The organism is Bifidobacterium sp. ESL1130 (assembly GCF_058507935.1).
Genome location: NZ_CP196379.1, coordinates 847,844 through 871,795, shown reverse-complemented (window position 1 = coordinate 871,795; position 23,952 = coordinate 847,844). Strand labels below are relative to the sequence as shown.

The 23,952-nt window shown below is 58.0% G+C and carries 20 protein-coding genes and 1 tRNA gene; 14 read left to right on the top strand and 7 right to left on the bottom strand.

All coding sequences use genetic code 11. From position 1 onward, the window contains the following. Nucleotides 1-77: 77 nt before the first annotated feature. From pflB to ACSYSO_RS03295, 3 genes are all read right to left on the bottom strand, one after another. Complete coding sequence (pflB, locus tag ACSYSO_RS03305) at nucleotides 78-2,453, bottom strand: formate C-acetyltransferase (RefSeq protein WP_489798627.1); 2,376 nt, start codon at nucleotides 2,451-2,453, stop codon at nucleotides 78-80. A 272-nt stretch (nucleotides 2,454-2,725) separates the two neighbouring features. After that, nucleotides 2,726-3,757 (bottom strand): endonuclease/exonuclease/phosphatase family protein, encoded by a 1,032-nt coding sequence (locus tag ACSYSO_RS03300; RefSeq protein ID WP_491701995.1) that lies wholly within the window; start codon nucleotides 3,755-3,757, stop codon nucleotides 2,726-2,728. 184 nt (nucleotides 3,758-3,941) lie between these two features. After that, nucleotides 3,942-5,588 carry a peptide ABC transporter substrate-binding protein gene (locus ACSYSO_RS03295; protein WP_491701994.1) on the bottom strand — a complete coding sequence of 549 codons (1,647 nt, stop codon included), beginning with the start codon at nucleotides 5,586-5,588 and terminating at the stop codon, nucleotides 3,942-3,944. A 416-nt stretch (nucleotides 5,589-6,004) separates the two neighbouring features. Here ACSYSO_RS03295 and ACSYSO_RS03290 point away from each other — a divergent pair, with 416 nt between their 5' ends. Continuing rightward, nucleotides 6,005-6,937, top strand: a complete 933-nt coding sequence (locus tag ACSYSO_RS03290; protein WP_489798633.1) for an isoaspartyl peptidase/L-asparaginase family protein — start codon at nucleotides 6,005-6,007, stop codon at nucleotides 6,935-6,937. A gap of 200 nt (nucleotides 6,938-7,137) precedes the next feature. Here the strand turns inward: ACSYSO_RS03290 and ACSYSO_RS03285 are convergent, their stop codons facing one another. Together ACSYSO_RS03285 and ACSYSO_RS03280 are read right to left on the bottom strand one after the other, a co-directional pair. Beyond that, nucleotides 7,138-8,784 carry a peptide ABC transporter substrate-binding protein gene (locus tag ACSYSO_RS03285; protein WP_489798635.1) on the bottom strand — a complete coding sequence of 549 codons (1,647 nt, stop codon included), beginning with the start codon at nucleotides 8,782-8,784 and terminating at the stop codon, nucleotides 7,138-7,140. Nucleotides 8,785-9,036: 252 nt separating this feature from the next. Further along, nucleotides 9,037-9,109: transfer RNA gene (locus tag ACSYSO_RS03280), tRNA-Arg, on the bottom strand. Between the two features lie 137 nt (nucleotides 9,110-9,246). On the opposite strand from ACSYSO_RS03280, the gene ACSYSO_RS03275 reads away from it, so the two are divergent. The 6 genes from ACSYSO_RS03275 (at nucleotide 9,247) to ACSYSO_RS03250 (ending at nucleotide 14,963) form a co-directional block, all read left to right on the top strand. Continuing rightward, the gene (locus ACSYSO_RS03275) at nucleotides 9,247-9,687 is read left to right on the top strand and encodes a DUF6978 family protein (protein ID WP_491701993.1); all 441 of its coding nucleotides are present in this window, start codon (nucleotides 9,247-9,249) and stop codon (nucleotides 9,685-9,687) included. Continuing rightward, nucleotides 9,684-10,457, top strand: coding sequence for a DUF1828 domain-containing protein (locus ACSYSO_RS03270; RefSeq protein WP_491701992.1), 774 nt, complete (start codon nucleotides 9,684-9,686; stop codon nucleotides 10,455-10,457). The genes ACSYSO_RS03275 and ACSYSO_RS03270 overlap by 4 nt, the downstream gene beginning before the upstream one ends. Nucleotides 10,458-10,622: 165 nt before the next feature. Beyond that, nucleotides 10,623-10,838: a hypothetical protein gene (locus ACSYSO_RS03265; RefSeq protein ID WP_489798641.1), complete on the top strand. Its 216-nt coding sequence runs from the start codon at nucleotides 10,623-10,625 to the stop codon at nucleotides 10,836-10,838. Between the two features lie 412 nt (nucleotides 10,839-11,250). Continuing rightward, complete coding sequence (locus tag ACSYSO_RS03260; protein WP_489798642.1) at nucleotides 11,251-12,525, top strand: mucin-binding protein; 1,275 nt, start codon at nucleotides 11,251-11,253, stop codon at nucleotides 12,523-12,525. 258 nt (nucleotides 12,526-12,783) lie between these two features. Then, a complete protein-coding gene (locus tag ACSYSO_RS03255) occupies nucleotides 12,784-13,830 on the top strand; it encodes a bile acid:sodium symporter family protein (protein WP_489798644.1) in 1,047 nt (348 codons plus the stop codon). A 65-nt stretch (nucleotides 13,831-13,895) separates the two neighbouring features. Continuing rightward, on the top strand, nucleotides 13,896-14,963 hold the full coding sequence (locus ACSYSO_RS03250; protein ID WP_489798646.1) for a Gfo/Idh/MocA family protein: 1,068 nt from the start codon (nucleotides 13,896-13,898) through the stop codon (nucleotides 14,961-14,963). 119 nt (nucleotides 14,964-15,082) lie between these two features. Here ACSYSO_RS03250 and ACSYSO_RS03245 read toward each other — a convergent pair whose 3' ends face one another. Then, nucleotides 15,083-15,739, bottom strand: a complete 657-nt coding sequence (locus ACSYSO_RS03245; RefSeq protein WP_489798648.1) for a peptide deformylase — start codon at nucleotides 15,737-15,739, stop codon at nucleotides 15,083-15,085. A gap of 1 nt (nucleotide 15,740) precedes the next feature. Beyond that, a complete protein-coding gene (gene glmM / locus ACSYSO_RS03240; protein WP_489798650.1) occupies nucleotides 15,741-17,129 on the bottom strand; it encodes a phosphoglucosamine mutase in 1,389 nt (462 codons plus the stop codon). A gap of 249 nt (nucleotides 17,130-17,378) precedes the next feature. Between glmM and ACSYSO_RS03235 the strand changes: the two genes are divergently transcribed. The 7 genes from ACSYSO_RS03235 to ACSYSO_RS03205 all read left to right on the top strand — a co-directional run bounded on the left by ACSYSO_RS03235 (nucleotide 17,379) and on the right by ACSYSO_RS03205 (nucleotide 23,891). Next, complete coding sequence (locus ACSYSO_RS03235; RefSeq protein WP_489798651.1) at nucleotides 17,379-17,687, top strand: hypothetical protein; 309 nt, start codon at nucleotides 17,379-17,381, stop codon at nucleotides 17,685-17,687. A gap of 24 nt (nucleotides 17,688-17,711) precedes the next feature. Continuing rightward, nucleotides 17,712-18,458, top strand: a complete 747-nt coding sequence (locus ACSYSO_RS03230) for a hypothetical protein (protein WP_489798653.1) — start codon at nucleotides 17,712-17,714, stop codon at nucleotides 18,456-18,458. A gap of 12 nt (nucleotides 18,459-18,470) precedes the next feature. Continuing rightward, the gene (locus tag ACSYSO_RS03225; protein WP_489798655.1) at nucleotides 18,471-19,526 is read left to right on the top strand and encodes a hypothetical protein; all 1,056 of its coding nucleotides are present in this window, start codon (nucleotides 18,471-18,473) and stop codon (nucleotides 19,524-19,526) included. After that, a complete protein-coding gene (locus ACSYSO_RS03220; RefSeq protein ID WP_489798657.1) occupies nucleotides 19,517-20,224 on the top strand; it encodes an ABC transporter ATP-binding protein in 708 nt (235 codons plus the stop codon). Before ACSYSO_RS03225 ends, ACSYSO_RS03220 begins: the two co-directional genes overlap by 10 nt. Nucleotides 20,225-20,292: 68 nt before the next feature. Further along, on the top strand, nucleotides 20,293-21,375 hold the full coding sequence (locus ACSYSO_RS03215) for a hypothetical protein (protein ID WP_489798659.1): 1,083 nt from the start codon (nucleotides 20,293-20,295) through the stop codon (nucleotides 21,373-21,375). A 372-nt stretch (nucleotides 21,376-21,747) separates the two neighbouring features. Continuing rightward, nucleotides 21,748-23,160: a hexose-6-phosphate:phosphate antiporter UhpT gene (gene uhpT / locus ACSYSO_RS03210; protein WP_491701991.1), complete on the top strand. Its 1,413-nt coding sequence runs from the start codon at nucleotides 21,748-21,750 to the stop codon at nucleotides 23,158-23,160. Then, on the top strand, nucleotides 23,157-23,891 hold the full coding sequence (locus ACSYSO_RS03205; RefSeq protein WP_491701990.1) for a histidine phosphatase family protein: 735 nt from the start codon (nucleotides 23,157-23,159) through the stop codon (nucleotides 23,889-23,891). The genes uhpT and ACSYSO_RS03205 overlap by 4 nt, the downstream gene beginning before the upstream one ends. Nucleotides 23,892-23,952: the final 61 nt, after the last annotated feature.

Here is a 23,952-nt window from a genome sequence, read left to right as displayed (position 1 = left end):
CGGCAGTGGGTGGGGTGAAGCTTAGCCTCACCCCACCCACTGCATCTCAGCGGCGTTCACTGCCGCATGTAGTCATCTCAGTCGGTGACCGAACCTTGGTGGAAGGTGCGGGAGATCACGTCGAGCTGCTGCTCACGGGTGAGCTTGACGAAGTTGACCGCATACCCCGAGACGCGCACGGTGAGGTGCGGGTACTTTTCGGGGTGTGCCACGGCATCTTCGAGCTGCTCCTTGCGCAGCACGTTGATGTTCGCGTGGTACAGACCGTGGCCGTTGCCCGAGTCGAGGATGCCGACCAGGTTGGTGATACGCTCGTCCTCGTCACGGCCCAAGCCATCAGGAGTGATGGTGTTGGTCAGCGAGATGCCGTCCAGCGCGTCGTTGTAGTCGATCTTGCCGACCGAGAACATGGAGGGCAGCATGCCGTGGGTGTCCATGCCGTTCTCCGGGTTGGCGCCAGGAGCATACGGGGTGCCCTTCTTGTGACCCGACGGGAAGGAACCGGTGGCCTTGCCATACACCACGTTGGAGGTGATGGTGAGGATCGACTGGGTGGGTACCGCGTTGCGGTAGACAGGCAGCCTCTTGAGCTGTCCCATCACCGTACCGGCGATCCACTTGGCGATGTCGTCGGCGCGGTCGTCGTCGTTGCCGTAGACCGGGAAGTCGCCTTCGGTGCGGTAGCCGACCACAAGGTCGTCATCCGCTCCCTCGACGTACTCGTTCTCGTGTCCATCCATATCCTTGGCCTCGGCGTTGGTGATCGGGTACACCTTGGCGTACTTGAGCGCGGAGAGCGAGTCGGCGGCGATGGAGATGCCGGACATGCCGCAGGCCATGGTGCGGTAGATTTCCTTGTCATGCAGCGCCATCTCGATGGACTCGTATGCATACTTATCGTGCATGTAGTGGATGATGTTGAGGGCTTCCATGTAGACCTCGGAGAGCCACTCGAGAGCCTTGCCGTAGTTGGCCTTGACCTTCTCATAATCCAGCGTACCGTCGGCCTCGGGAGTAATCGGCTCGATTACGCCCTTGTCGATGACCTGCATACCGGTCATCTCGTCGCGGCCGCCGTTGATGGCGTAGAGCAGGGCCTTGGCGGAGTTCACACGGGCTCCGAAGAACTGCATCTGCTTGCCCACACGCATCGGGGAAACACAGCATGCGATGGCTGCGTCGTCGCCCCAGTGCCCGCGAATATCGGTATCGGACTCGTACTGAATGGCGGAGGTCTCGATGGAGATGCGAGCGCAGAAGCGCTTATAGCCTTCAGGCAGCTTGGAATTCCAGAAGATGGTGATGTTCGGCTCAGGCCCGGGACCCAAGTGGTCGAGGGTGAGGGTGGCAAGCAGACGGAACGAGGTCTTGGTGACCATGTGGCGGCCGTCGTCGCTGAAACCAGCGTCAGACCAGGTTGCCCAGTACGGATCGCCGGAGAAGATCTGATCGTAGTCCTCGGTACGCAGGAAGCGCACGATGCGCAGCTTCATGACGATCTGGTCGATGATCTCCTGGGCGTGCAGCTCGTCAAGCGTGCCATTCTTCAGGTCGCGCTCGAAGTAGCAGTCGAAGAAGGCGGAGTTGCGGCCGAAGCTCATGGCCGCGCCGTCCTGGCTCTTGACGGAGGCAAGGTAGCCCATGTAGGTCCACTGCACGGCTTCCTGAGCGGTCTGTGCCGGGCGGGAGAGGTCGAGGCCATAGCTGCGACCCAGCTCGATGAGCTCCTTGAGCGCCTTGATCTGGTCGGAGTGCTCCTCACGGAAGCGGATCCAATGCTCGATCTCAGCTTCGGTGAAATCGTTGCGGTATGGAATCGAATCCTTGTCGCGCTTCTTGCATTCGATGAGGAAGTTCACGCCGTACAGCGCCACACGACGGTAGTCGCCGATGATGCGGCCACGGCCGTAGGAATCAGGCAGGCCGGTGAGGATCTTGTTGTGGCGGGCCAGCTTGATCTGCTTGGTGTAGACGCCGAACACACCGTCGTTGTGGGTCTTGCGATACTTGGTGAAGATGGTCTTGACATCCTCGTCAGGCTCTTTGCCCGCTTCCTTGATGGCCTGCTCGACCATACGCCACCCACCGTTGGGCATCATGGCGCGCTTGCAGGGTTCGTCGGTCTGCAAACCGACGATGACGTTGTCGTGCTCCTTGTCCATGATGTAGCCGGCCTTGAAGTTGGCGATGCCGGCCGGGGTGTGCGTGTCTACATCATAGACGCGCTGCTTGCGCTCAACGGCAAGATAGTTGTCGTCAAGGTACTGCCACATTTCCTTGGTCTTATCGGTGGCGTCGGCGAGGAAGGACTCGTCACCATCGTACGGCGTGTAGTTCTTCTGAATGAAATCGCGAACATCAATGTCCTGTTCCCAGTTCCCGCCTGCGAAACCATCCCAGGCCTTGGCCTTGAGGTCTTCCGCGGAGAGCGTTTTCTCTTCAACTGCGGTCATGCTCATCTCCTTGAGTTGTGCGAACGACGCATCGTTACGCTGCGTTCCTCTTTATTTTATGGTTTCTTGGTCATGAACATGTAATCAAATGATGGTGACATGCATCACACTTTCGCACAACCCGACAGTTACTTAGTAAATGTCTAATATGTGATACATCTTATTGACGAAGCATACACTTCATACCCATTCACACCCGCTTATCACAGCTCCGTCTCTCAACCCTGCGATTCAAGGCTGCGCAGCCCCATTGCACGCCTTTTATAGTCCCGCTACAGAGCAATGGTGGCAAGAAGCGCGGCATGATCGGAACCCGGCAGAGGCTTGGACTCCACCTGCCCGGCCGTTATGCCACGATCCACCACCACATGGTCAATGCCAACGAACTTGGGCACATGCGCAATATCGCATGGCCATGTCAGCACCAACCCATGCCCTGCCTGCTGAGCCGCATCAGAAAAACGCCCGGAGATAACCCTGCGAAATGGCGCATGGTCTGTCGACGCGTTGAAATCCCCCATCATCACATACCTGTTCCCGGTCTTGCCCTCCAAACGAGACACATCGTCAATCGACTGCCTCCAACGATCCCATTGCCCGGGCTTGGGCGAGACGGTATGAACACTGACAAATCTCACCGCTCCCCCGCCATCGCCGAATGTGACCGTGCCGCCCGGCATGGGAGATGCCGTTGACCCCACCTCATCATCAACCGGCGAGCTCAGCGGCGTGGCCGACCACAACCCATTGCCATACCCTTGCGAGGAAGACACCTGAGAATACGGCAAGTAGTAGCCGATGCCCGCCTGACGAAGCGCACGAATAAAAGAGGTCGTGGTCTCTTGCAGCGCCAACACCTCCACCCGCTGCTCCTTTACCAGCTCCACAATAGCCTGAGGGTCGGCATGACCTTTATAGACATTGGCGGTCATCACCCGCGCATACCGGTCACGGATATTCGCACTGTTGCCGCCCACCGCTTGCCGCGCTTCCTGAGGAAAGTTCTCAGATGGGTTGAAATACGGCGCTTGCTGCGCGCCCAAAGCACACACGCACACCAGAGCCACCAGCGCAGACACCCAACGCCTGGACCACAGCGCCAAAGCAAGAGCCACCAGCGCAGCCAGAGCGAACCACGGTGTGAAGGAGACAAAGGCCGGCACGTAAGGCAACGCCTGAAGATCCTCCGGCAATGACCGGGCCGCAAGACCGGCGACAGCAAGCATGCACAGCAGTCGCGCCACCCACGCACATACCCATTTGGCAAAACCAGACATGGCATTTCCAGCCCCGCTCAACGCCATATACCCTCCATCCTGAACCATATCGCCAAGTTTGCCGCTCCCGCCACGCACACACCCGGCCACCACAGTTCACACCATTACCATCGGCTACCCACCGCCACATACAAACGGGGCGCCAACCATAAGTCAGCGCCCCGCAATTCATGCCTTACGGCACATGCACTTCAATGCTTAGTGGAACCTACTACTCCTTGGTAAAGGTATTGTAAGTCGGCACGTTGGCAAAGTCGAAGCCCACGTTGTTCAGCTTCAGAGAGGAAACCGCGGAAACATCACTGCACCACATGGGCACCACCGGCATGTCCTTGAGCAGAATCTCCTGCGCCGAATTGAAGTCTTCCGTGCGCTTGGAGGTGTCGGTCTCGCTCATGGCCTTGGCAAGGGCGGCGTCGAACTCCTGGCTCTTGTAATCACCCAAGTTGGTGCCGCGCCCGTCAGCCGAATAGGAGGCGAAGAGCGGGGTCATGTAATCCTCGGCCGAGGGGTAATCCAGCGACCACGTGAGCAGGAACGGGGTCTTGATGGTGCGGTCGGTCATATGGCTGACGATGTCGCTGAACGTGGGGTACGCGTCACCTTCCGCCTTGATGCCCAGATTGTTCTCCAGCTGGTGGCATGCGGCGTCCACCCAAGGCTTGTGACCACCGTCGGACGCATAACCGATACGGAAGGTATCCTCATACTTGGAAATCTGGTCGGCTTCCTTCCACAGCTCCTTGGCCTTCTTGGGATTGTACTTCAGATTCTCGGAGCCTTTGAGGTCCTTGGAATGCTCAGGCACTGCCGGAGACGTGAAGTCGGTGGCGGCGGTCTTGGTGCCGGAGAAGACCTTGTCGATGATCTGGTCACGGTTGATGGCCATGGAGATGGCCTGGCGGCGCAGCGTGCCTTCCTTGTCCTGCCCGAAGTGCGCGATGCGCTCGGGGATGGAGATGCTCATGAAGGCCGAACCCGGCTTGCTGTACGGCTTGAGGCTGGACTCGGAACGGAAGGTCTTGACGGCCGACTGAGGCACGTCCATGAGCAGGTCAAGGCTGCCGGACTGCACGTCGGAGTAAGCGGAGTCGGGACTGGTGTAGACACGGTACTCGATGCCGCCGTTGTGCACCTTGCGGCTGCCCTTATAGTCGGGGTTCTTCACCACTTCAATACTCTTGTTAGGAGTCCAGGACTTGAACTTGTACGGGCCGTCACCGATGGGCGCCTTGCCGAAAGCAGCCATATCCTTATAAGCCACGCTTGGCAGCGGATAGAACGCGGGGTGGGCCACCTGAGTGGCAAACACCGAATCGGGACTGTTGAGCGTCACCACGAGCGTGTAATCATCCTTTACATCCAAGCCTGAAAGCTGGGCATCAGGAGATACGTCAGACTTCTGCAGTTCGTCGTAGCCCTTGATGTTGGACATACGGCTGCCTTGCTTCTGCGCGCTTTTCACATTCGCTGCATAGCTCCAAGCCTTGGCGAACGACGTGGCGGTCACCTTCTCACCGTTGGTGAACTTCCAGTCGTCACGAAGCTTGATGGTATATTGTGTGGCATCATCGTTCGATTCGATGGACTGAGCAGCTTCCATGTGCTGCTTGCCCTTGGCATCGTAGCTTACCAAGCCTTCGAACAGGTAGCGCAGAACGCGCCCGCCACCCATCTCGTTCGTGTTGGCAGGCACAAGCGGGCTCTGCGGTTCGGTGTTATTGACCGAAATGATGGCGTTATTGTCGGACTGCTTTGCCTCGGACTTGTTGGAAGTCGAACCGCAAGCAGCCATGGAGATGAGTGAGGCGCCGGCCAGCACAGAGGCTGCGAGACGCTTTGCCCAGGTATGAGTCATATTTCCCTCTATCAGTGTCGCATTCATCGCCTCCGGATAGATACCGCATCAACCGGCCGCCAGCCGCAGCCGACGCGCAACGAACGGCAACATTATAGGGCTTTCCACAATGCGAAGCGGGTAATGACCAATACGTGAGACAAGTACGGCAAATATGGAGCAACGTAGTGACTTATGCTTGCACCCGCCGCAGCAAAGCAATGAGCAAGAAAGCCGCGAAACCCCAGGCACACCGAAAGTGGCTCATAGAAAACCGGCGGAACCTCGCAGCTGCGCAACGCGCCACGCCGTGAAGTACCGCGCGCGCTACGATACCAGTATGGAGTTGCTCACGAGCACGTCGTGCCGCCCGCCACGCAGACGACATGACACATGGATGCTACGGGGCAACACAACATGTTAAGGAAAGGAACACCATGGCGAACACCGCTGCACCACCAGTCAAGAGCATCACCGCAGGAGAGGATGACGGGCTGCTGCTCATCATCCACGGAGGCGCCGGCGGACTGGGCAAGCACCGCACCCCCGAACGCGAGGCACAGGCCAAGGAAGACCTGAACCGCGCGTTGGACGCAGGCTACGCCAAGCTGAAAGCCGGAGCGAGTGCCGAGGACGCGGTCGTTGCCGCCATCCACGTCATGGAAGATGCTCCCGAATTCAATGCAGGGCGTGGCGCTGCATTGACCAGCGATGGCATCGCGCAGATGGATGCCTGCCTGATGGGCGGCGACGGCGAGGTGGGAGCTGTGGCCGGCACTCATACCATCAAGAATCCGATTGACGGCGCGCGCGCAGTCAAGGAACAGACCAAGCATGTGCTGTTCGCAGACCCCCGAGCAGAGGAGCTTGAAGCCTGGGGCGTCGAAACCTGCGAGACGGACTATTTCATCACCAAGCAGCGCCAGGAATCACTCATCGAAGCGCAGAACGACGGCGATGAGTGGGAAAAGCACGGCACCATCGGCGCCGTGGCCCGCGATGCCCAGGGACATCTGGCGGCAGCCACCTCCACGGGCGGCATCACCAACCAGATGCACGGTCGCGTGGGCGACACACCCCTGCCGGGTTGCGGAACCTATGCCAACGACGAGACCGTGGCTGTTTCCGGCACCGGTATCGGCGAGGCTTTTGTGCGCACCGTAGCCTCCCACCAGGTCTCCGAGCGCGTGCGCTTCGGCGGTCAGAACGTCGAAGAAGCGGCAAGCGCCACGCTTGACGACATCGCAGCCCACCGTGGCGACGGTGGTCTCATCGTGCTTCCGGCCAAGGGCAAGGGCACGATCTGCTACAACAGCGAGATGATGAACTGCGGTTACCGCTGCGATTCCGATTCGTACGTGCAGGCCTGAGCCATACGGTATCCGTCTCGGGTGCTGTCTGAAGCGCTGCAATTCGGTTCAGACAGCACCAGAGACGGCCACAGACTGAACCGGCAGCACCGCTACCAGCGAAAACAACAAGGTCCCTCCTTCCAGTCGAAACCGGAAGGAGGGACCTTTCGTATGCCGTGCATCACCACGTCATCGGTACGCCCGAGCGCGCCAGACGACTACTTGGTGATGGTGTAGTAGGTGGGCATGCTGGTGTAGTCGAACTGCACGTTACTCACCTTGGTGGACGACACGGCGGCCACATTGTCGTTCCACAGCGGGATTGAGGGCATATCCTCAAGCAGGATCTCCTGCGCCTTCTCAAGGTCGTCCGTACGCTTGGAGACATCGGTCTGGCTGAGCGCCTGCTTGAGCGCGTCGTCGAACTTCGGGTTCTTGTAGTCACCGTCGTTCGAACCGTGTCCGTCTGCCGACGCGGAGGAATAGAGCGGGGTCATGTAGTCCTCGGCAGTGGGATAGTCGAGCGCCCAGCCGGAACGGAACGCAGACTTGAGGGAACGGTTGGTGATCTGCTCACGGAAGTTGGAGAACGTGGGGTACGCGTCGCCCTGCGCGTCGATGCCGAGCGTGTCCTTCAGACCGTTGCACACCGCGTCCACCCACGGCTTGTTGTCGTCGTCGGAGTTGTAGGAGAGCTTGAAGGTTCCCGTGAACTTCGAAATCTTGTCGGCTTCCTTCCACAGCTCCTTGGCCTTCTTAGGGTTGTAGGCCAGGTTGCCGGCGTTCTTCAGCTTGGACGAGTGCTCGGGCACCGCCGGGGACGTGAAGTCGGTGGAGGGGGTCTTCGTGTTGTTGTAGATCTTCTCGATGATCTGCTTGCGGTTGATGGCCATGGAGATGGCCTGGCGGCGCAGGTTGCCCTCCTTGTCCTGGCGGAAGTGCTCGAGGTTCTCGGGGATGATGAAGCCCTGATAGCGCGAACCGGGCTGCTCGTAGGCCTTCACCGAACTGTCGGAACGGAAGGTCTTCACGGCCGACTGCGGCACGGTGATGAGCACGTCGAGGTTGCCGGACTGCACATCGGAGTAGGCGGAATCCTTGCTGGTGTAGACGCGGAAGTCAACGCCGCCGTTCTGCACCTTGCGGCTGCCCTTGTAGTCGTCGTTGCGCACGATCTTGATGTCGGTGCTTGGGGTCCACGATTCGAACTTGTAAGGGCCGTTGCCGATGGGCGCCTTGCCGAAGGCGGCCATGTCCTTGTAAGCCACGCTGGGCAGCGGGAAGAAGGACTGGTGCGACACCTGGATGGGGAACACCGAGTCGGGGCTGTTGAGCGTGACCACGAAGGTGAGCGGATCCTTGACCTCAAGGCCGGAAAGCTTGGCGTGCGGGTCCACGTTGGGATCCTGCAGTTCGTCATAACCCTTGATGACGGACATGCGGCTGCTCTGCTTCTGCGCGTTCTTCACGTTGGCAGCGTAGCTCCAGGCATCGGTGAACGACGTGGCGGTCACCTTCTCACCGTTGGTGAACTTCCAGCCGTCGTTGAGCTTGATGGTGAACTGGGTGGCGTCGGCGTTGGGGGTGATGGACTTGGCCACTTCCATATGCTGCTTGCCCTTGGCGTCGTAGCTCACCAATCCTTCGAAGATGTTGCGGATGACGCGGCCGCCGCCCATCTCGTTCGTGTTGGCGGGAACCAACGGGCTCTGCGGCTCCGTGTTGTCCACCTTGATGATGGCGTTCTTGTCGACTTTGGCACCCTCGGCCTGATCCGACCCGCTGGTGCCACAAGCCGCCACCGAAAACAGCATGGCTCCAGCCATACCGGCGGCGAGCACTCGCCTACTCCATGTTTTTAGCATTTGAACTCCTGAATTCAAGAACCAATCCAATACTGCACAAGTTGCTGCGCGATAACCGTCGCAGGGCAAGAAAGCGCCAACTGACACAAACCCTCACCATCAAGCATGTACCTTTTTCAGTATATGGTCAGCCCTACGCCAAATCTGAAGACCGTCCCACTACGTGGACACCTAGTACACAGTATGAAACCTATTCGAAACATTAGCGCTGCCACAAACAACGCTGGGCACCGGCGACAGACCAGCGAATCGTGCCCGAGATCAGATTCGAACTGACGACACCCGCTTTAGGAGAGCGGTGCTCTATCCCCTGAGCTACCCGGGCAACAAGTTGACACTATAGCATGGCCACCTTCCACACGTGTTGCCGCGTCAATCGAGCAATGTCCGCCCAACAATCTCCGAAGTTCAGTTAGCGTGAAAACAACTTTCCATCCGCCCGGAACAAAGGTAAGGAACGGCATGACACATATGCTCACAAACGATGAAGCCAAGATACTGCTCAATGAGCTAAAAGACACTGCAATGACTGAATTCATCATGCCTGCCTGTCGAGAACAAGGCAAAGGCTTGGATGTAACCGGACGAGAAAGCAAGGCCGTATTCCGTATCAATATGTATCGTGGCACAATAGAGCGCGACAAACACTCCATCAACGCTCGGGTAAAGAGAGGCGGCGCACCACTCATGAGACTTTGTGTAGGTCTGGGGCACCCTCATACCAATCCCGACGGCACCGTAGTGAACGGATCGCACTTGCACATGTATCGTGAGGGCTACAACGACCGCTTCGCATGCCCAGTCAACATCGCATCTCCCGACTTCGTCAAAGATACGCTATTGTTGCTTCAACAGTTTCATGTAGCGAAGGCACCACAACTCATCGACAGGACGGCAGCATGACGCAGAGCAATACCAGCAAGACACTTGTTGAAGAATACGCACATTGGCTGCGGGAGCACTCCTCCACACGAGAAGTACACGGCTGGCAGGCAGTGTCCGTGCCGCTGCTTGACCATACCGGAGATCACCTCCATTTTTATATGCGTCACCATGATGAGTGTCTGGAATTCAGCGATGACGGATATATTGTATCTGGATTGATATCTTCCGGATTAACGTTGAATACCACGCGCAAAGCTCGCATAGAGCATATAGCCAATCAGTTCGGCGCATCGCTGCATGATGGCGCTCTGAACTTGGAGGCTCACCCAAGTCAGACAAGTGACGCCATGAATCGTTACATACAAGCGCTCATCCATGTAGATGCATTGTCACAGACAGTGAGATCGCAAAACCCTATCTGCTTTTCAGAAGATGTAGCATCCTCACTCACCGAACAGCATGTCCATTACACCTCTGATGTAAGCATTCAGGGCAAATCGTTGTATTCACATCATTTTGACTTCGTGTTCCAAGACAGCGACAGTCACCCCACACTATTCGCCAAAGCGCCAGCCGCACTCAATGCAACCGCGCTGGCGACGATACTGTTTGCATGGGAAGATGTCAGTGGCGCCAAGGAGAGAAAGCAGGCTCGGCTATTGGTATTTGTTGACGACCGAGATCAAGCAGTGAATGAGCAGGCACTTACCGGATTTGCTCGGTATGACGCGCAGATTATGCGGTACACAGAGATACCGAGCAAGGCACCGCTGTTACTGGCCTCTTGATCAGAATGAAGCCGAGTTTGTTACATATGTCACAGTGAGTGTATATTACGACGGACTACGACTGTATACTCGGCTTCACTTCCTGCAATACCGCCAAGTATGCACAGTGACAAGAGCAACTGTCGCCGAGCGGTTCGGGCGCGCACACACGGAGGAATCGTTCGCATGACCTTGCCTACCACCACAGGCCACCACACCAGCAAGCGGACTCGCAGCAGCGCCACCAGAATCGCCATCGCGCTGTTGATATGCTGCGTCATCCTCATCCCGACAGGTCTGAACGCCAGTGCGTCAGAAGGCAACGTTGTAACCAACGCAACGCAAACTTCCGTCACAGACGCAAAACAAGCATCAACCATCACCCCCCCCCAGCAATTCTGAATCGCTAGTACCAGCTGGCAACACCCCACTCCTCGACTCCGCCGCTGCCAGCCACAACAGCACCAACGTCAACGAAGACGAAGCACAACCAGTCGGCAACAGCGCAGCGTCCAACGATTCCGAATCTTCACAAGCCACGGCATCCTCCGACACAAACGGCAGCCTTCCCACGCAAGCCAGCACACCCACCGTACTCAACAAACCCGGCAGCCCACAACCTCAAACCGAAGACAGCAGCTCGCTGACACGCGGCAGCGGCGCCTGCGGTATCAACCTCACCGACTCCTTCAAAATGCGACTCGAATTCTATAGCGAATTCGATAGCTCGCTCAACCGAACTTACCTCGGTGGAAAACCTGCATATACTGAATCCTACGCATACCTTGCATGTGATTATACGTCAAGAAACACGATGCAGTTTCGTTACTCCAACGGCAGCGCAGCCCAAAGCGACGTCAACCAAAACATCATCTACGAAACCATCAGCAACGGTGTCGCCTCATTCGGCTTTAGCAGCGTAACGCAGGGACTAGCTCCCAAGGGGAGTCGATACAGAAGGATCGTGCTCGCACTCAGAGGCGTAGACCGGCATGACTCATGGGGCCGGTGCCCACTAGACGCTAGCACCGTAAACAGGGAAGACAGCAAAGATTATTTGATGCGGTGCGCTGGTCTTAGTGGAACGCTGCCTATTCCTGAGGGGCAGCTCAGCTCCTATCTGCTCAACGGTAACTACTACAGCGCCGGTGACACCCAACCCGCCTACTCCGGCGTGTACGTGCCAGACAAACCGGGCTACGACGTGCAAGTCACCAACGGAACATGGAACCCCAGCACACGCATCGCCACACCCAACAACCCCACCAACTGGGCAGGCACACCCGTCTACGGTAGCGACCTACAAAACGCCACCGACAGCATCACCACCATCACCTACATCAAACCAGCAGCATCCGCCACCGTTCATTTCACCAAAGACGGCATCGAAGATACCAGCCTGCAACAAACCTTCAACGGCCGGCAAGACGACCCCATCACCGGCGGCGCATGGACCTTCAACACACCCAGCGGCTACTACATCACCGGCGGCACACCGCCCCTAACCTGCAACGACACCACCTGTACCTTGCCAGCCAACACCACCTACCCGGCAGGCCACACCGACTACTGGATCACCTGCCAGCAAACCACCCCCAAACACGAAACCTGGAACGCCACACTCACCGTCCACTACCAAGATGACACCGGAACCACCCTACGCCCCGACCAAAGCAAAACCATCACCCTGACCCGCGACTACACCATACGCCCCGACACCGCAACCATCATCGTGCCGGGAGACTGGACCTACCCAGGTAGTGACCCGAACGTGACATGGCAGACCACCGGCGGCAACAGGAGAAACCTCACTTTTTCCACCGAAAGCCCCACCATTCCCGGCTACCACACCAACCAGCCAACTGCCACCTACACCAACAACATCGCCATCGACCACGACATCACGGCCGGCGGCAACAACATTCAAGAAATCACCGTCACCTACCACCGCATGATCACCGCACTCCCGTTCACCGGCGGCATTGCCACCGCTCTGGGTTATGCCATCATCGGACTGGTCGCCGCCATAATGCTCACCGCCCTCACCATGGCGTTGAAACGCAAACAACACCACATCACCACCAACTAACACGCATAGCCTGCTCGATGTCATATGACGCATACCCGTTGGCAGCAGCCGGTACCCCACACACCACATCCACCAGCACCGACCAATAACCACCGCACAAATCCGATACAGTCCATCCAGCATCCAACATCCAACAACCAACAACCAACAACCAACAACCAACATGGTCGCAGTGTGAGACAGGCGACGCATCGGCGCTTTGTCCTTCCTAAGATGTCCAGCATTCGAACAAACGCTGGAGAGGGAGGCATAACCGTTATGGAAACCGTGAAGAAAGTCGCCAGTTGGATCACCAAATGGTTCACCGTCATCGTCATCGTGTGGGCTGTGTTCAACTACGTTGTGCCGCAAACAAGCATGTGGGCCAAAGGCTACACCAGCATTCTGCTGGGCATTGTGCTCTTCGGCATGGGCTTGACGCTCTCCCTCGACGACTTCACCCGCATTTTCAAGCAGCCGCTCATGGTCATCGTCGGCACGCTGGCGCACTACATCATCATGCCGCTCTTGGCGGTGCTGCTGTGCTGGATCTTCCACCTCGACGGCCCGCTCGCCGTCGGCGTGATTCTCGTTGGCTGCTGCCCCTCGGGCACTTCATCCAACGTGATGAGCTTCCTGTCGCGAGGTGACGTGGCACTCGACGTGTCGATCGGACTGGTTTCCACACTGCTCGCGCCCTTCGCCATCCCGGCGCTGATGCAACTGCTCGCATCCCACTATGTGGCCATTCCCTGGCAGTCGCTGTTCCGAACCGCCGTGGAAGTCGTACTCATTCCCGTGGCGCTCGGCGTGCTGTGCCACACCATCTTCAAAGAGCACATCGCCAAAGTCACTGAAGTATTGCCCATCGTCTCGCAAACCGCCATCCTGCTCATCATCGGCATCGTGGTAGCCGCCAACCACGCAGGTCTGTTCAGCGCCTCCACCATGCTCGCCATCCCGGTCGTCATCCTGCACAACCTGTGCGGGTACGGCCTCGGTTACGGATTCTCCCGCCTGATGTACAAGGTCTACCCCAAGGGATTCGGCTACGCACAGCAGAAGGCCATCACCTTCGAAGTGGGTATGCAGGATTCCGGCCTAGGCGCGACTTTGGCCCTCACCTCCTTTGCCGCCACACCCATCACTGCCATTCCTTCCACCTTCTTCAGCGTTTGGCACAACATCTCCGGTTCGGTGCTCTCCTCATGGTGGCGCCGTCGCGATGACCGCAAGGCGCAGGAGGCGGGAGTGGAACTGCCTGACGACCCTGAGCAGGCCATCGCCGCTCTGGAACACATTTCCGGCATGCATGCCGGCGCCTAGACCGGCGCCTAGACCGGCGCCTACACTGGAAGAAAACCGTCAGGCATAGCGGACGAAGGATCACGATGAGCAGTATCAATGGCACACGAGCACAGTCACAAGCGCAGCGCGAAGGGACACCGGTGAACGTGGCTATTCTCGGCGCAGGCAGGATTGCCCACACCATGGCAACCACGCTCAGCGCCATGGCTCAAGATCCTCGATATTCCAACCTGATTCGCCCCTATGCCGTGGCTTCGCGAGAGCAAACGCGCGCCGAAGAGTTCGCCGCACAGCACAACATCCCCCACGCCTACGGGTCCTACGAGGCACTGCTGGACGACCCGAAAGTGGACTTGGTCTACGTGGCCACACCGGTAGCCCTCCATGAGGAGCAAGGCATACAATGCCTGCGCGCCGGCAAGAACGTGCTCATGGAAAAGTCGTTCACCGCCAACGCCGAACAGGCCGAACGCCTGCTGGCCTGCGCGAAAGAGACCGGGCTGTTGTGCACCGAAGCGATATGGACACGCTACATGCCCTCGCGCGCCATCATCTCCGACATCATCGCATCGGAGGCTATCGGCACGGTGCAGGCAGCGAACGCCAACCTGTGCTATCCGGTCTCCCATAAGCCGCGCATGACCGATCCGCAGCTGGCAGGCGGCGCACTGCTCGACGTGGGCGTATACCCGCTGAACTTCCTTGACATGGCTATTGGCGGCAATGCAGACCACAACCGCCACATCAATCACATTGAAACCTCCATGCAGCCTTGGCCTACCGGCGTGGACGCGCAGGAAAACATTACCCTGCATTATGACGACGGAGTGATGGCCACAGCACAGGCCTCGATGCTTGCAGCTTCCGACCGCACGGGAACCATCTGGGGCACCGACGGCTACCTGGTATGCCACAACATCAACAACCCCGAAGGCATCGACGTGTACGGCACCGACCACACGCTGCGCAAGCATTACGATGTGCCGGAGCAAATCAACGGCTACGAGTACGAGGTGGCAAGCGCCGCCAACACCATCTTGGATGGGCGTGACGAATGCCCTGAAATGCCTCATAAAGACACGCTGCGCATCATGCAGCTCATGGACTGCATACGCGGCATCTGGGGATTGCAATATCCCTTTGAACAGTAGCCTCTCATCAATGCAATATGCCGGTAGGTGACGTATGAACCGTCACCCACCGGCATATTTTGTTTGACATTTACTTGGCGTATCGCTTCGCTTGTGTTCGACTCGTCAGACGCCGACGGTCAGGCTACGCTGAATCCAAGCTGTCGCGCCGCCTCCACTGGAACCGGATCGTCCGCCCAATAGTCGGAGAGGTTATCGTCGGAGGAAAGCGAGCGAATCTCGGCGCGGTCAATGTATACCTCACCGCTCAGATGGTCGGTTTCGTGCTGGAAGATGCGAGCCGGCCAACCGTGCAGATGCTCCTCATGCGGATTGCCGTCCACATCCTGCCAACGTGCGATGATGTCGAGCCAGCGCTTGCGTACCGCCTGGTATCCCTCGAAACTCAGGCACCCCTCATAGAAGCTGCGCGACTGCGTGCCGATAGGAGTGTAGGTGGGGTTGACGATGACATGGAACGGGAATTCGGCTATTTCCCGCGGGTCTTCGGCATCGTCGCGCACGTGGTCCTCTACCACGGCGAATGCCAGACCGAGTCCTATCTGCGGGGCAGCTAAGCCTACGCCGGGCGCGTCGAGCATGGTGGTCCGCATGGTGGAGATGAGCTTGGCGAACGTCTCATCGGTAAGTTGACCGTCGTAAGGCATGGCGCGCTGACGCAGCACCGGCTCCCCCATCTGCACGATCGGCATGATTTTCTCCCTGCCGCCGCTGGAGATGAGCTGCTCCACGGCACGGTTGAGCGCCGGATTTACATTCGAATCGTTGGAAATCATACTACAGTGCCAACTCCTGTGCTACTACGGCTGCGAGACGCTCGCACACCTCGTCTGCCTGATCCTGTGTGGCTGCCTCGGTCATCACACGCACCAACGGCTCAGTGCCGCTGGGACGCAACAACACGCGACCCGTCTCCCCCAAGGTCCGCTCTTCTTGCTCAATGGCCGCTTGCACTGCGGCATTGGTTTTGGCGGCGTTCTTATCGACGTTGGGCACGTTGATAAGCCGCTGCGGCAGCTGCGGGAAATCGGAGGCCAACTCTTTGAGAGAGCGACCGGACTTGACGACCTCCAGGCACAGCGTCAACGCGGTGAGGGTACCGTCACCGGTGGTGGCGAACTCGCGGTTGATGACATGGCCGGACTGCTCCCCGCCCAGCGAATAGTCACCGCGCAGCATCTCTTCGAGCACATAGCGGTCTCCCACACCGGTCTCCACGGTGGCGATGCCCATCTCCTTGAGCGCCAGTTTGAGGCCCAGGTTGCTCATGACCGTAACCACAAGCGTGTTGTGGTTGAGCTTGCCGTCACGCTGCTTGCCTCGTGCCAGAATACCCATCACCTGGTCGCCGTTGACAAGATTGCCGTCCTCGTCCACTGCCAGGCAACGGTCGGCATCGCCGTCGAACGCCACACCCATCACAGCATCGGTGGCACGTACCATGGCCTGCAGCTGCTCGGGGTGGGTGGAGCCGGCTTTGTCGTTGATGTTGTAGCCATCTGGGCTGGCGTTGATGACCAGTACTTCAGCACCGGCGCGGCGCAACGCTTCGGGAGCTACGACCGATGCCGCACCGTTGGCGCAGTCGGCCACGATCTTCAGGCCCTTGAGCGGCTTTGGCTGAGTCTTGTCCGGCGCCACCGGTGCGATGGTGGAGACCAGATGGTTGATGTACATATTCGTGGCGGTGTCCGCATTGCGACTCACACGGCCCACGCCTGCTCCGGTGGGACGATCCCAGTCCTGGCCAAGCACGGCCTCGATCTCATCCTCTTTGGTATCGGGCAGCTTGTAGCCGCCGCGCGCGAAGAACTTGATGCCGTTGTCGGGCATGGGGTTGTGGGAGGCAGAGATGACCGCACTCATGTCCACGTTGAGCGCGCTGGTAAGGTACGCCACTCCGGGGGTGGGAATGATGCCGGCGTCGATCACGTCGAATCCACCGGCACTCATGCCCGCGGACAGCGCAGAGGCGAGGAAATCTCCGGAAACACGAGTGTCACGGCCCACCAAGGCGCGACGACGTCCCTCTTTGTGTTCGACTTCGGTGCCGGACGCATCGCCGAGCACGCGCACTGCCGCGTCTCCCAGATCCAACGCCAGCTTAGCTGTCAAATCACGGTTCGCCAATCCACGAACCCCATCCGTTCCGAACATCCTCGGCATAACACACCCTCCTGCCGCTTAAAATAAGGTATCTCTCATACTAGCGAGAAGCCTGCCTAGCACCGACTTGTGGAAGGTCGCATGCCCTTGTTTTCAATGCATATGCACGTTCCACAAACAAAGCGCCCAAAGTGTGAGACAAATCTCTATTCGATACTCACACTACGTCATACTGGCATAGTCTTAAATGCAGTTTCTTAAGACGACCATTGAGCAGTACCCAACTATTAATAGCTAAGGATAACTACTATGGCTAAAAAGAAAACAATCAGCGCACTGTGCACAACTGCACTTGCAGGTGCCCTATCTCTCGCTGTTGGTGTTCCAGCAGCATCCGCCACTAATGTTGACAATTCATTCATCAGCGGCTACTACAACTACACTTGGACCGAATCTACCGCAAGCGCATGGTCAAGAAGAAACGCCGGCGCAAATGCTCAAGCCTGTCAAGATGGTCTTTGTGCGACCATGCATTCAGCTCGGGCTCCTCATCAGTTCGCTAACGCCCATGCCAGAGGGTCAGCGACTAACCACAACGATAGCGCTTATGCTTGGTAAACCGCTATTACGTTAGGATCTTTCATGACGACGAAGAGACGAATACAGAACTCACTTATTACTGCGTTGGTAGGCATTACGTTATGCGCGATCAGCGCCTGCGGAGCCAACACTGACATGCAGCACAGTGACGCTGGATCATCTTCTTCCTCGAAGGACTCTGGAGAGGGGAATGTAGGGGAAGACAATGCTCCTACATTCCCCTCTGCGGGAAGCAACGCGAAGATGGCATCATCAATCCCAAGTTTTATAGATCAAATGCTCAATGAGGCACAAATGTCTGATTATCAGCGCGAAGTGCTGGTGCAAGCCAAGGACGCGGGCAAAGTATCCGTATCTCAGTACGAACAAGCATGGTCTAGCTATAAACAGTGCATGGCAGACAAAGGGTACCGATCCATCAAACTTAAGAAATTCCCCAACGGTTTGTATATGGAGGCTATGTATAAGCAGCCTTCGTCAAAGCAAAAAGAACACGATTTCCTCGATACACAGCAAGAATGTCGTGAATCTCGTATGGATGTTATCGACACTATCTACCGCATGCAAGTCGGTAATCCAAACCTGTACCAAGACCCAGCAACCGGTATTGTCGATTGCTTCCACCGCGAAAACCTGGTACCGCAAAGCTACAGTGCATCGGACTTCAGTAAAGAGCAAAACAAATCAGAGAAATCTTTCAATGAGCGAGACCCCAAAATCCGCGAATGCATGCTCGCCAACAACTCCGTTATCGGCTTCGCCGACGAAGGCGGATTCACCATCGAATAGGCAGGACAGCGTATGAAACGCAACAGCAACTCCCAGCGACGTACCGTTCCGCTCCCCTGGGTGGTTCTCATCGTCATCATGGCGGTGACGTTGACCGCTGGCGCAAGTGCGCTGATGTTGCGTGACTCCACACCCGGCATTCTTGCTCCCGCCAAAGCGGTGACCAGCGCACCGGCAAGCCAGGAACAGTATGACGGTACCACCCAAGTAACCTTGATTCCCACGCTTTCGGACAAACGGCAAATCATGATTAACACATCCGGTACGGTCACCAAGAACTATGCTCCGAACATCATGCAAACCGGCAAGCCGGCGCTGGGAGTCAACGGGCGAACCGTGGTCGCCATGCATACCGATATGCCGCTCTACCGTTCGCTCAATGTGGGCGACGAGGGAGGCGATGCCAAAGCGGTGAACAATGAGCTCTCCCGGCTCGGATACCGATCCTCCCCCGGTTCTGCTACCTACACTGCCACTACCGCCACCGGCTGGAAACAGCTCATGAGCGCATCCGGCAACAGCAGCGACGGCTCACTGAACATGGAAGAGGTGGTGTGGATTCCCGCTTCGAATGTCACAGTCACAGGCTGGCAAGCTGCCGAAGGGGCAGCCGTACAGGAAGGAAGCGCCATCGGCGAAATACCGGGAGGCATCAGCGCGCTGAACATCAAAGGCGGCAAAGCCAGCGGACAGCCGCGCACACTGAGCGCGTTCGGGCAGAGCGTGACGCTGCCGGCCGGAGCAACCGGCACCAATGACTCGGAATTCTGCCGCAGCATCAGCAATACCGACGAGTTCAAAAGCATCGCAGAAAGCGAGCTGCCCAACGGGTTTGATGCCACGGTCGCGCTCGACCAACCGGTCACGGCACTGCGCGTGCCCGCGGCCGCAGTGACGGGCATCAAAGACGGGCATGGCTGCATCGTTTCCAAAGGCAAGACCGTACCGGTCACCATACTCGGCTCTCAACTGGGTGCCAGCCTGTTGCAGGGGCGAGACGGCAAAGATATCACCGGTATCCGCGAAGTGGCGCTCGGCAGCACGGTCAGGAACACGCCATGCAAGTGACAGCCCATAATCTCGGGCATCGGTTCGAGAGCACCGACGTGCTCTTCGAACATCTCGACTTCACCCTCAAATCCGGGCAGACCACGGCAGTATGCGGTGCCAGCGGATGCGGCAAGTCCACGCTGCTCTCCCTGCTGGCCGACATGGAGACGCCTGCCGCAGGGTCGATCGAGCGCGATGAAGTGACGCAGGTCGGCTGGGTGTTTCAAAACCCGTACGGCGTGGCCGAGCGCAGTGCACTGGACCATGTGGTGCTGCCGTTGCTCACGCAAGGCATGACACGGCAGCAGGCAGAACCACAAGCGTTGGAAACCTTGGCTTTGTTCGGTCTTGCGCATGCGGCACACCGGCGATTCTGTGAACTTTCGGGAGGCGAGGCGCAGCGACTGATGCTTGCCAGGGCGGTGCACGCGCGGCCGGACATGCTGCTGGTGGACGAGCCGACCGCACAGCTAGACACTCGCACAGCGCACGGCGTGAATGAAGTACTGGGGAATCTGGCAGGACAAGGCATGATAGTGGTGGTCGCCACCCACGACCCTGATACGCGCGACGCTTGCCAGCAGATCATCGACTTGGCTCGTTACGCTCCCAAAACTGCTGGAATTTCAGCGAACGCCGAGACTGCTCATACGGCTGCCCAATCCTCCGCCATCCCCTCCACTGTTGCCACGAGTGAGATTGAGGCTCAATCATGATGCACCTAGGGTCAATATGGTCGGAAAGCTGGAGAAACCTGAACTCTGGCACAGCTCGAGCGCTAACGATGATGCTCATCGTGCTGATAACGGGAGGGGCACTCGGCGGATACGAAGCACTCTCCGTGGTGCAGCTGGAACGGGACGCCACCGCCAAAATCGCCATGCAAGCCGATGTGAGAACCATCGTCGGCGCCACCGTTGACGGCACGACATGCGACGCACTCACCACAGCCGGCAATGGCCCGAGCATGTCGGGAGCCTTGCGCGCCGGATCTCAAATCACTCCTTTGGCCACTGAAGGCAAGGACATCGCATCCTACGAGGTGACACCGGGATTCCTGCAGCTGATCGCCCAGCCCGACAACACCACAAACGCAACAAAGCGCACAAATTCTCAGCGTTCCGGCCCCTCCCCCACCCGCCGTTCATTGCCAACCAACAACCAAGCGGATGCTTCGGGCATATGGGTTTCACGCAATGTCGCCAAGGATTTCGGCTTGCGGCAAGGCGGCACCTTGGAAACGGATCACGGCACCATCGAGATAGCAGGAGTGTTCTCATGGCCCAATGACGGGCGCGACACCAGGCCCGCATACGCTCTGATAGTACCGGTTTCGACCAGCGACGGCAGCTTCGAGGAATGCTGGGCCAAACAGTGGCCGCTCACCGAGCAAACCGACGATTTGCTGTATTCCACCACTCACGTCAGCCAGACCAAGCAGTCGCACGCCGGTGTCACCTCGCTCAACAAAGGCATGGACCCGCATTACGACGCCACGGCCGCATACCGGTCGCGCATGACCGCATGGATGCCCTGGGCCGGTCTCATCATAGGCTTGGCTTTGGGAGCGGTATCGGTGCAACGCCGAAAACTCGAATATGCCGGAGCGCTGCACATCGGTCAGCGCAAACACGAGCAGGTGCTCGGCATCGCGTTCGAAACCGCTGTGTGGGCGGGATTGGGCACGATAAGCGCAATCAGCATCATCGCCCTTGTGGCGAGCATGGCGCCTTCCAGCAGGTTCACCGTTCTGCTGGGTGCTGCCCGCACTCCTGTCGCGCTGTTCGCTGGAATTGTGTTGGGAGCCATGATCACTGATATATTCATACGCGAGTCTCAACTTCAGCGCTATTTTAAGAGCCGATGAACTGCGCATGCATCGAGCCGGCAGCCAACCCAGACGCACTACAGCAGCCAGTTACGCAAACAACAACGAGACCCACAGAACCCTTCTCTTTATTGGCATTTCTGACATCTCCACAACGATGACCATCACTCGGTCACATACTTACCAGCCAAGTCGTTAGGGCTTGCCGGATCAGCGATTTGACATTGCCAGTGCAAGCGCTATTATTGAGAGCAATGTGCTGAAATATTTGGCTTGGATATGCAATGCTCGGGCACCGTAGCCCGCGCGTCAAAGCGCTACAACGCTGCCCCGCCATGGCTGTTTCAATCCAGTATGTGCAGCATATTGCCATCTCATCACCGCAGATAAGAGACACAAGGAGGACGTTCATTGTCTGGAAATGCATTCAATCTGGCGTTCGATAAGCACATCCCCAAAGCAGGAATACCTGTATCAGCACAGCGCAAAGCATGGTTCAAAGAGTTTATGAAGCCATTCATCATCGTGGTGATGCTCTACAGCGTCATGTACTTTGTGAGGGATAATCTCAAGGCCGCACAGCCACTGCTCAAGCAGCAGCTCGGTTTCACCACCGAACAGCTGGGTACCATAGGCTTCGTATTCTCTCTGGCCTATGGCATCGGCAAAATCATCGTCGGCTATATCGTCACCGACAAAGACAACAAGAAGGCCGCGTCCATCATGCTCATCGGCGCTTCGATCGTCGTGATGCTCTTCGGCTTCATGCTCACGATGAGCAACGTGCCGATGGGCTGGCTGATGGTGCTGTGGGCGCTCAACGGCGTCTTCCAGTGCGGTGCCGGCCCCTGCTGCTCCGGTGTGATCATGAACTGGACCACCAAGAAGAACTACGGGCGCTACTACGGCACCTGGAGCGCCTCACACAACATCGGTGGCGGCTTGGCCGGCATCTTCTCCCTGTGGTGCGCCAACACATTCTTCGGCGGCAACGTAGCAGGCATGTTCATCGTCCCGTCAATCGTGGCGCTGATCGCCGGCATCGTCTGCTTCTTCGTGGGCAGGAACCGCCCCGAAGACCTCGGCTGGGAATCCGCGGAAACCATCTTCGACGAACCAGCCAAGGTCGAGGATGTCTCGTCCACCGACGAATCGACCTGGCAGATCTTCAAGCGCTACCTGCTGAAGAACCCATGGGTATGGATTCTGTGCTTCTCCGACGTGTTCGCCTACGTGGTGCGCGTTGGCATCGACAACTGGTCCTCGTTGCGCGTCACCGAACAGCTGGGCTTCAGCACCCAGACCGGCGCCAACGCGATCTTCTACTTCGGCATGGGTTCCATGGTCGGATGCCTGATCTGGGGCGCCCTGTCTGACGCCTTGGGCGGCCGCCCTGGTCTCGTCTCGGTAATCTGCATCGCCGCCATGCCCATTCCGCTGGCCTTCTACCAGTTCGGCAAGACCCCCACGGCCATCCTCGTCTCCATCTTCTTCCTCGGCATGTTCGCGTTCGGCCCGCAGGTGCTCATCGGCATCTCGCTGCTCGCCCAGGTACCCAAGAAGGCCGCAGCCCTCGCCGGAGGCCTGTTGGGCGCCTTCGCCTACCTGCTGGGTGATTCGACCGCCAAGGTGCTGCTCTCCCGCATCGCCGACACCAAAGCCGCCGGTCTCAACCTCTTCGGCCATGTGCTGCACGGCTGGGGAGATACCTTCGGTGTGCTGTATGTGGCCATTGTCTGCGCGTTCATCTTGCAGTTGTGCGTTACCATCGCCGAAGAGAAGAAGATCCGCACCGGCCGCAAGAACGCCGAGGTGGAAGCATGAGCGAAACCAGCCAAAAACCGGTTACCATTTATTTGACCCGCCACAGCAAAACCACGTCCAATGCCATGCAGCTGATGCAAGGATGGTCGGATTTCCCACTCACACGGGAAGGTCGCGACATCGTCCGACAGTTCGGCGCAGGCCTGAAGGGCATCCGCTTCACTGCGGCATACTGCGGCAATCTGACCCGGCACTACAACACTGCTCGCATAGCCTTGGACACGTCCGGCAATGAGGATGTCGAGATTGGAATCGACCCTGACCTAAGAGAAGACAACTTCGGCAGCTTCGAGGGACGTTCCATTCCCGACACCTTGCAGGCCATCGCCGACCGTCTTGGATTCGCAAGCTTCGCCGAGGCTCTCGAGTCCAAAGGCGAGCGGCTCAATATCGATTTGCAGGACGTGCTCCACGATTTGGATCAGGAGAATGTGCTGCACACCGATTTGGACGATGAGGACCGTGCCGAAAGCGCCGAACAGGTGCAGCAGCGCATGCATGATGCCATCGTGCGCATCGCACGCAATGTGAGCGAGCAAGACGGAGGCAATGTGCTGGTGATCAGTTCAGGCACTAGCATACGTCAGTTCTTCGCCAGCATCGACCCATCAATCAGTTTGGCAGACATGGGCAACACAGCGGTCACGAAAATCATCTATCAGGACGGAGCGTTCAGTGTGGACGGGCCAGTGGCCTCGATGGAGTATTACGAGCGTGGAGCCTCGGCATAAACCATCATCCATGTGATATGACAAGCGGGGTGTCAACGGCAACCAGTCGTTGACACCCCGC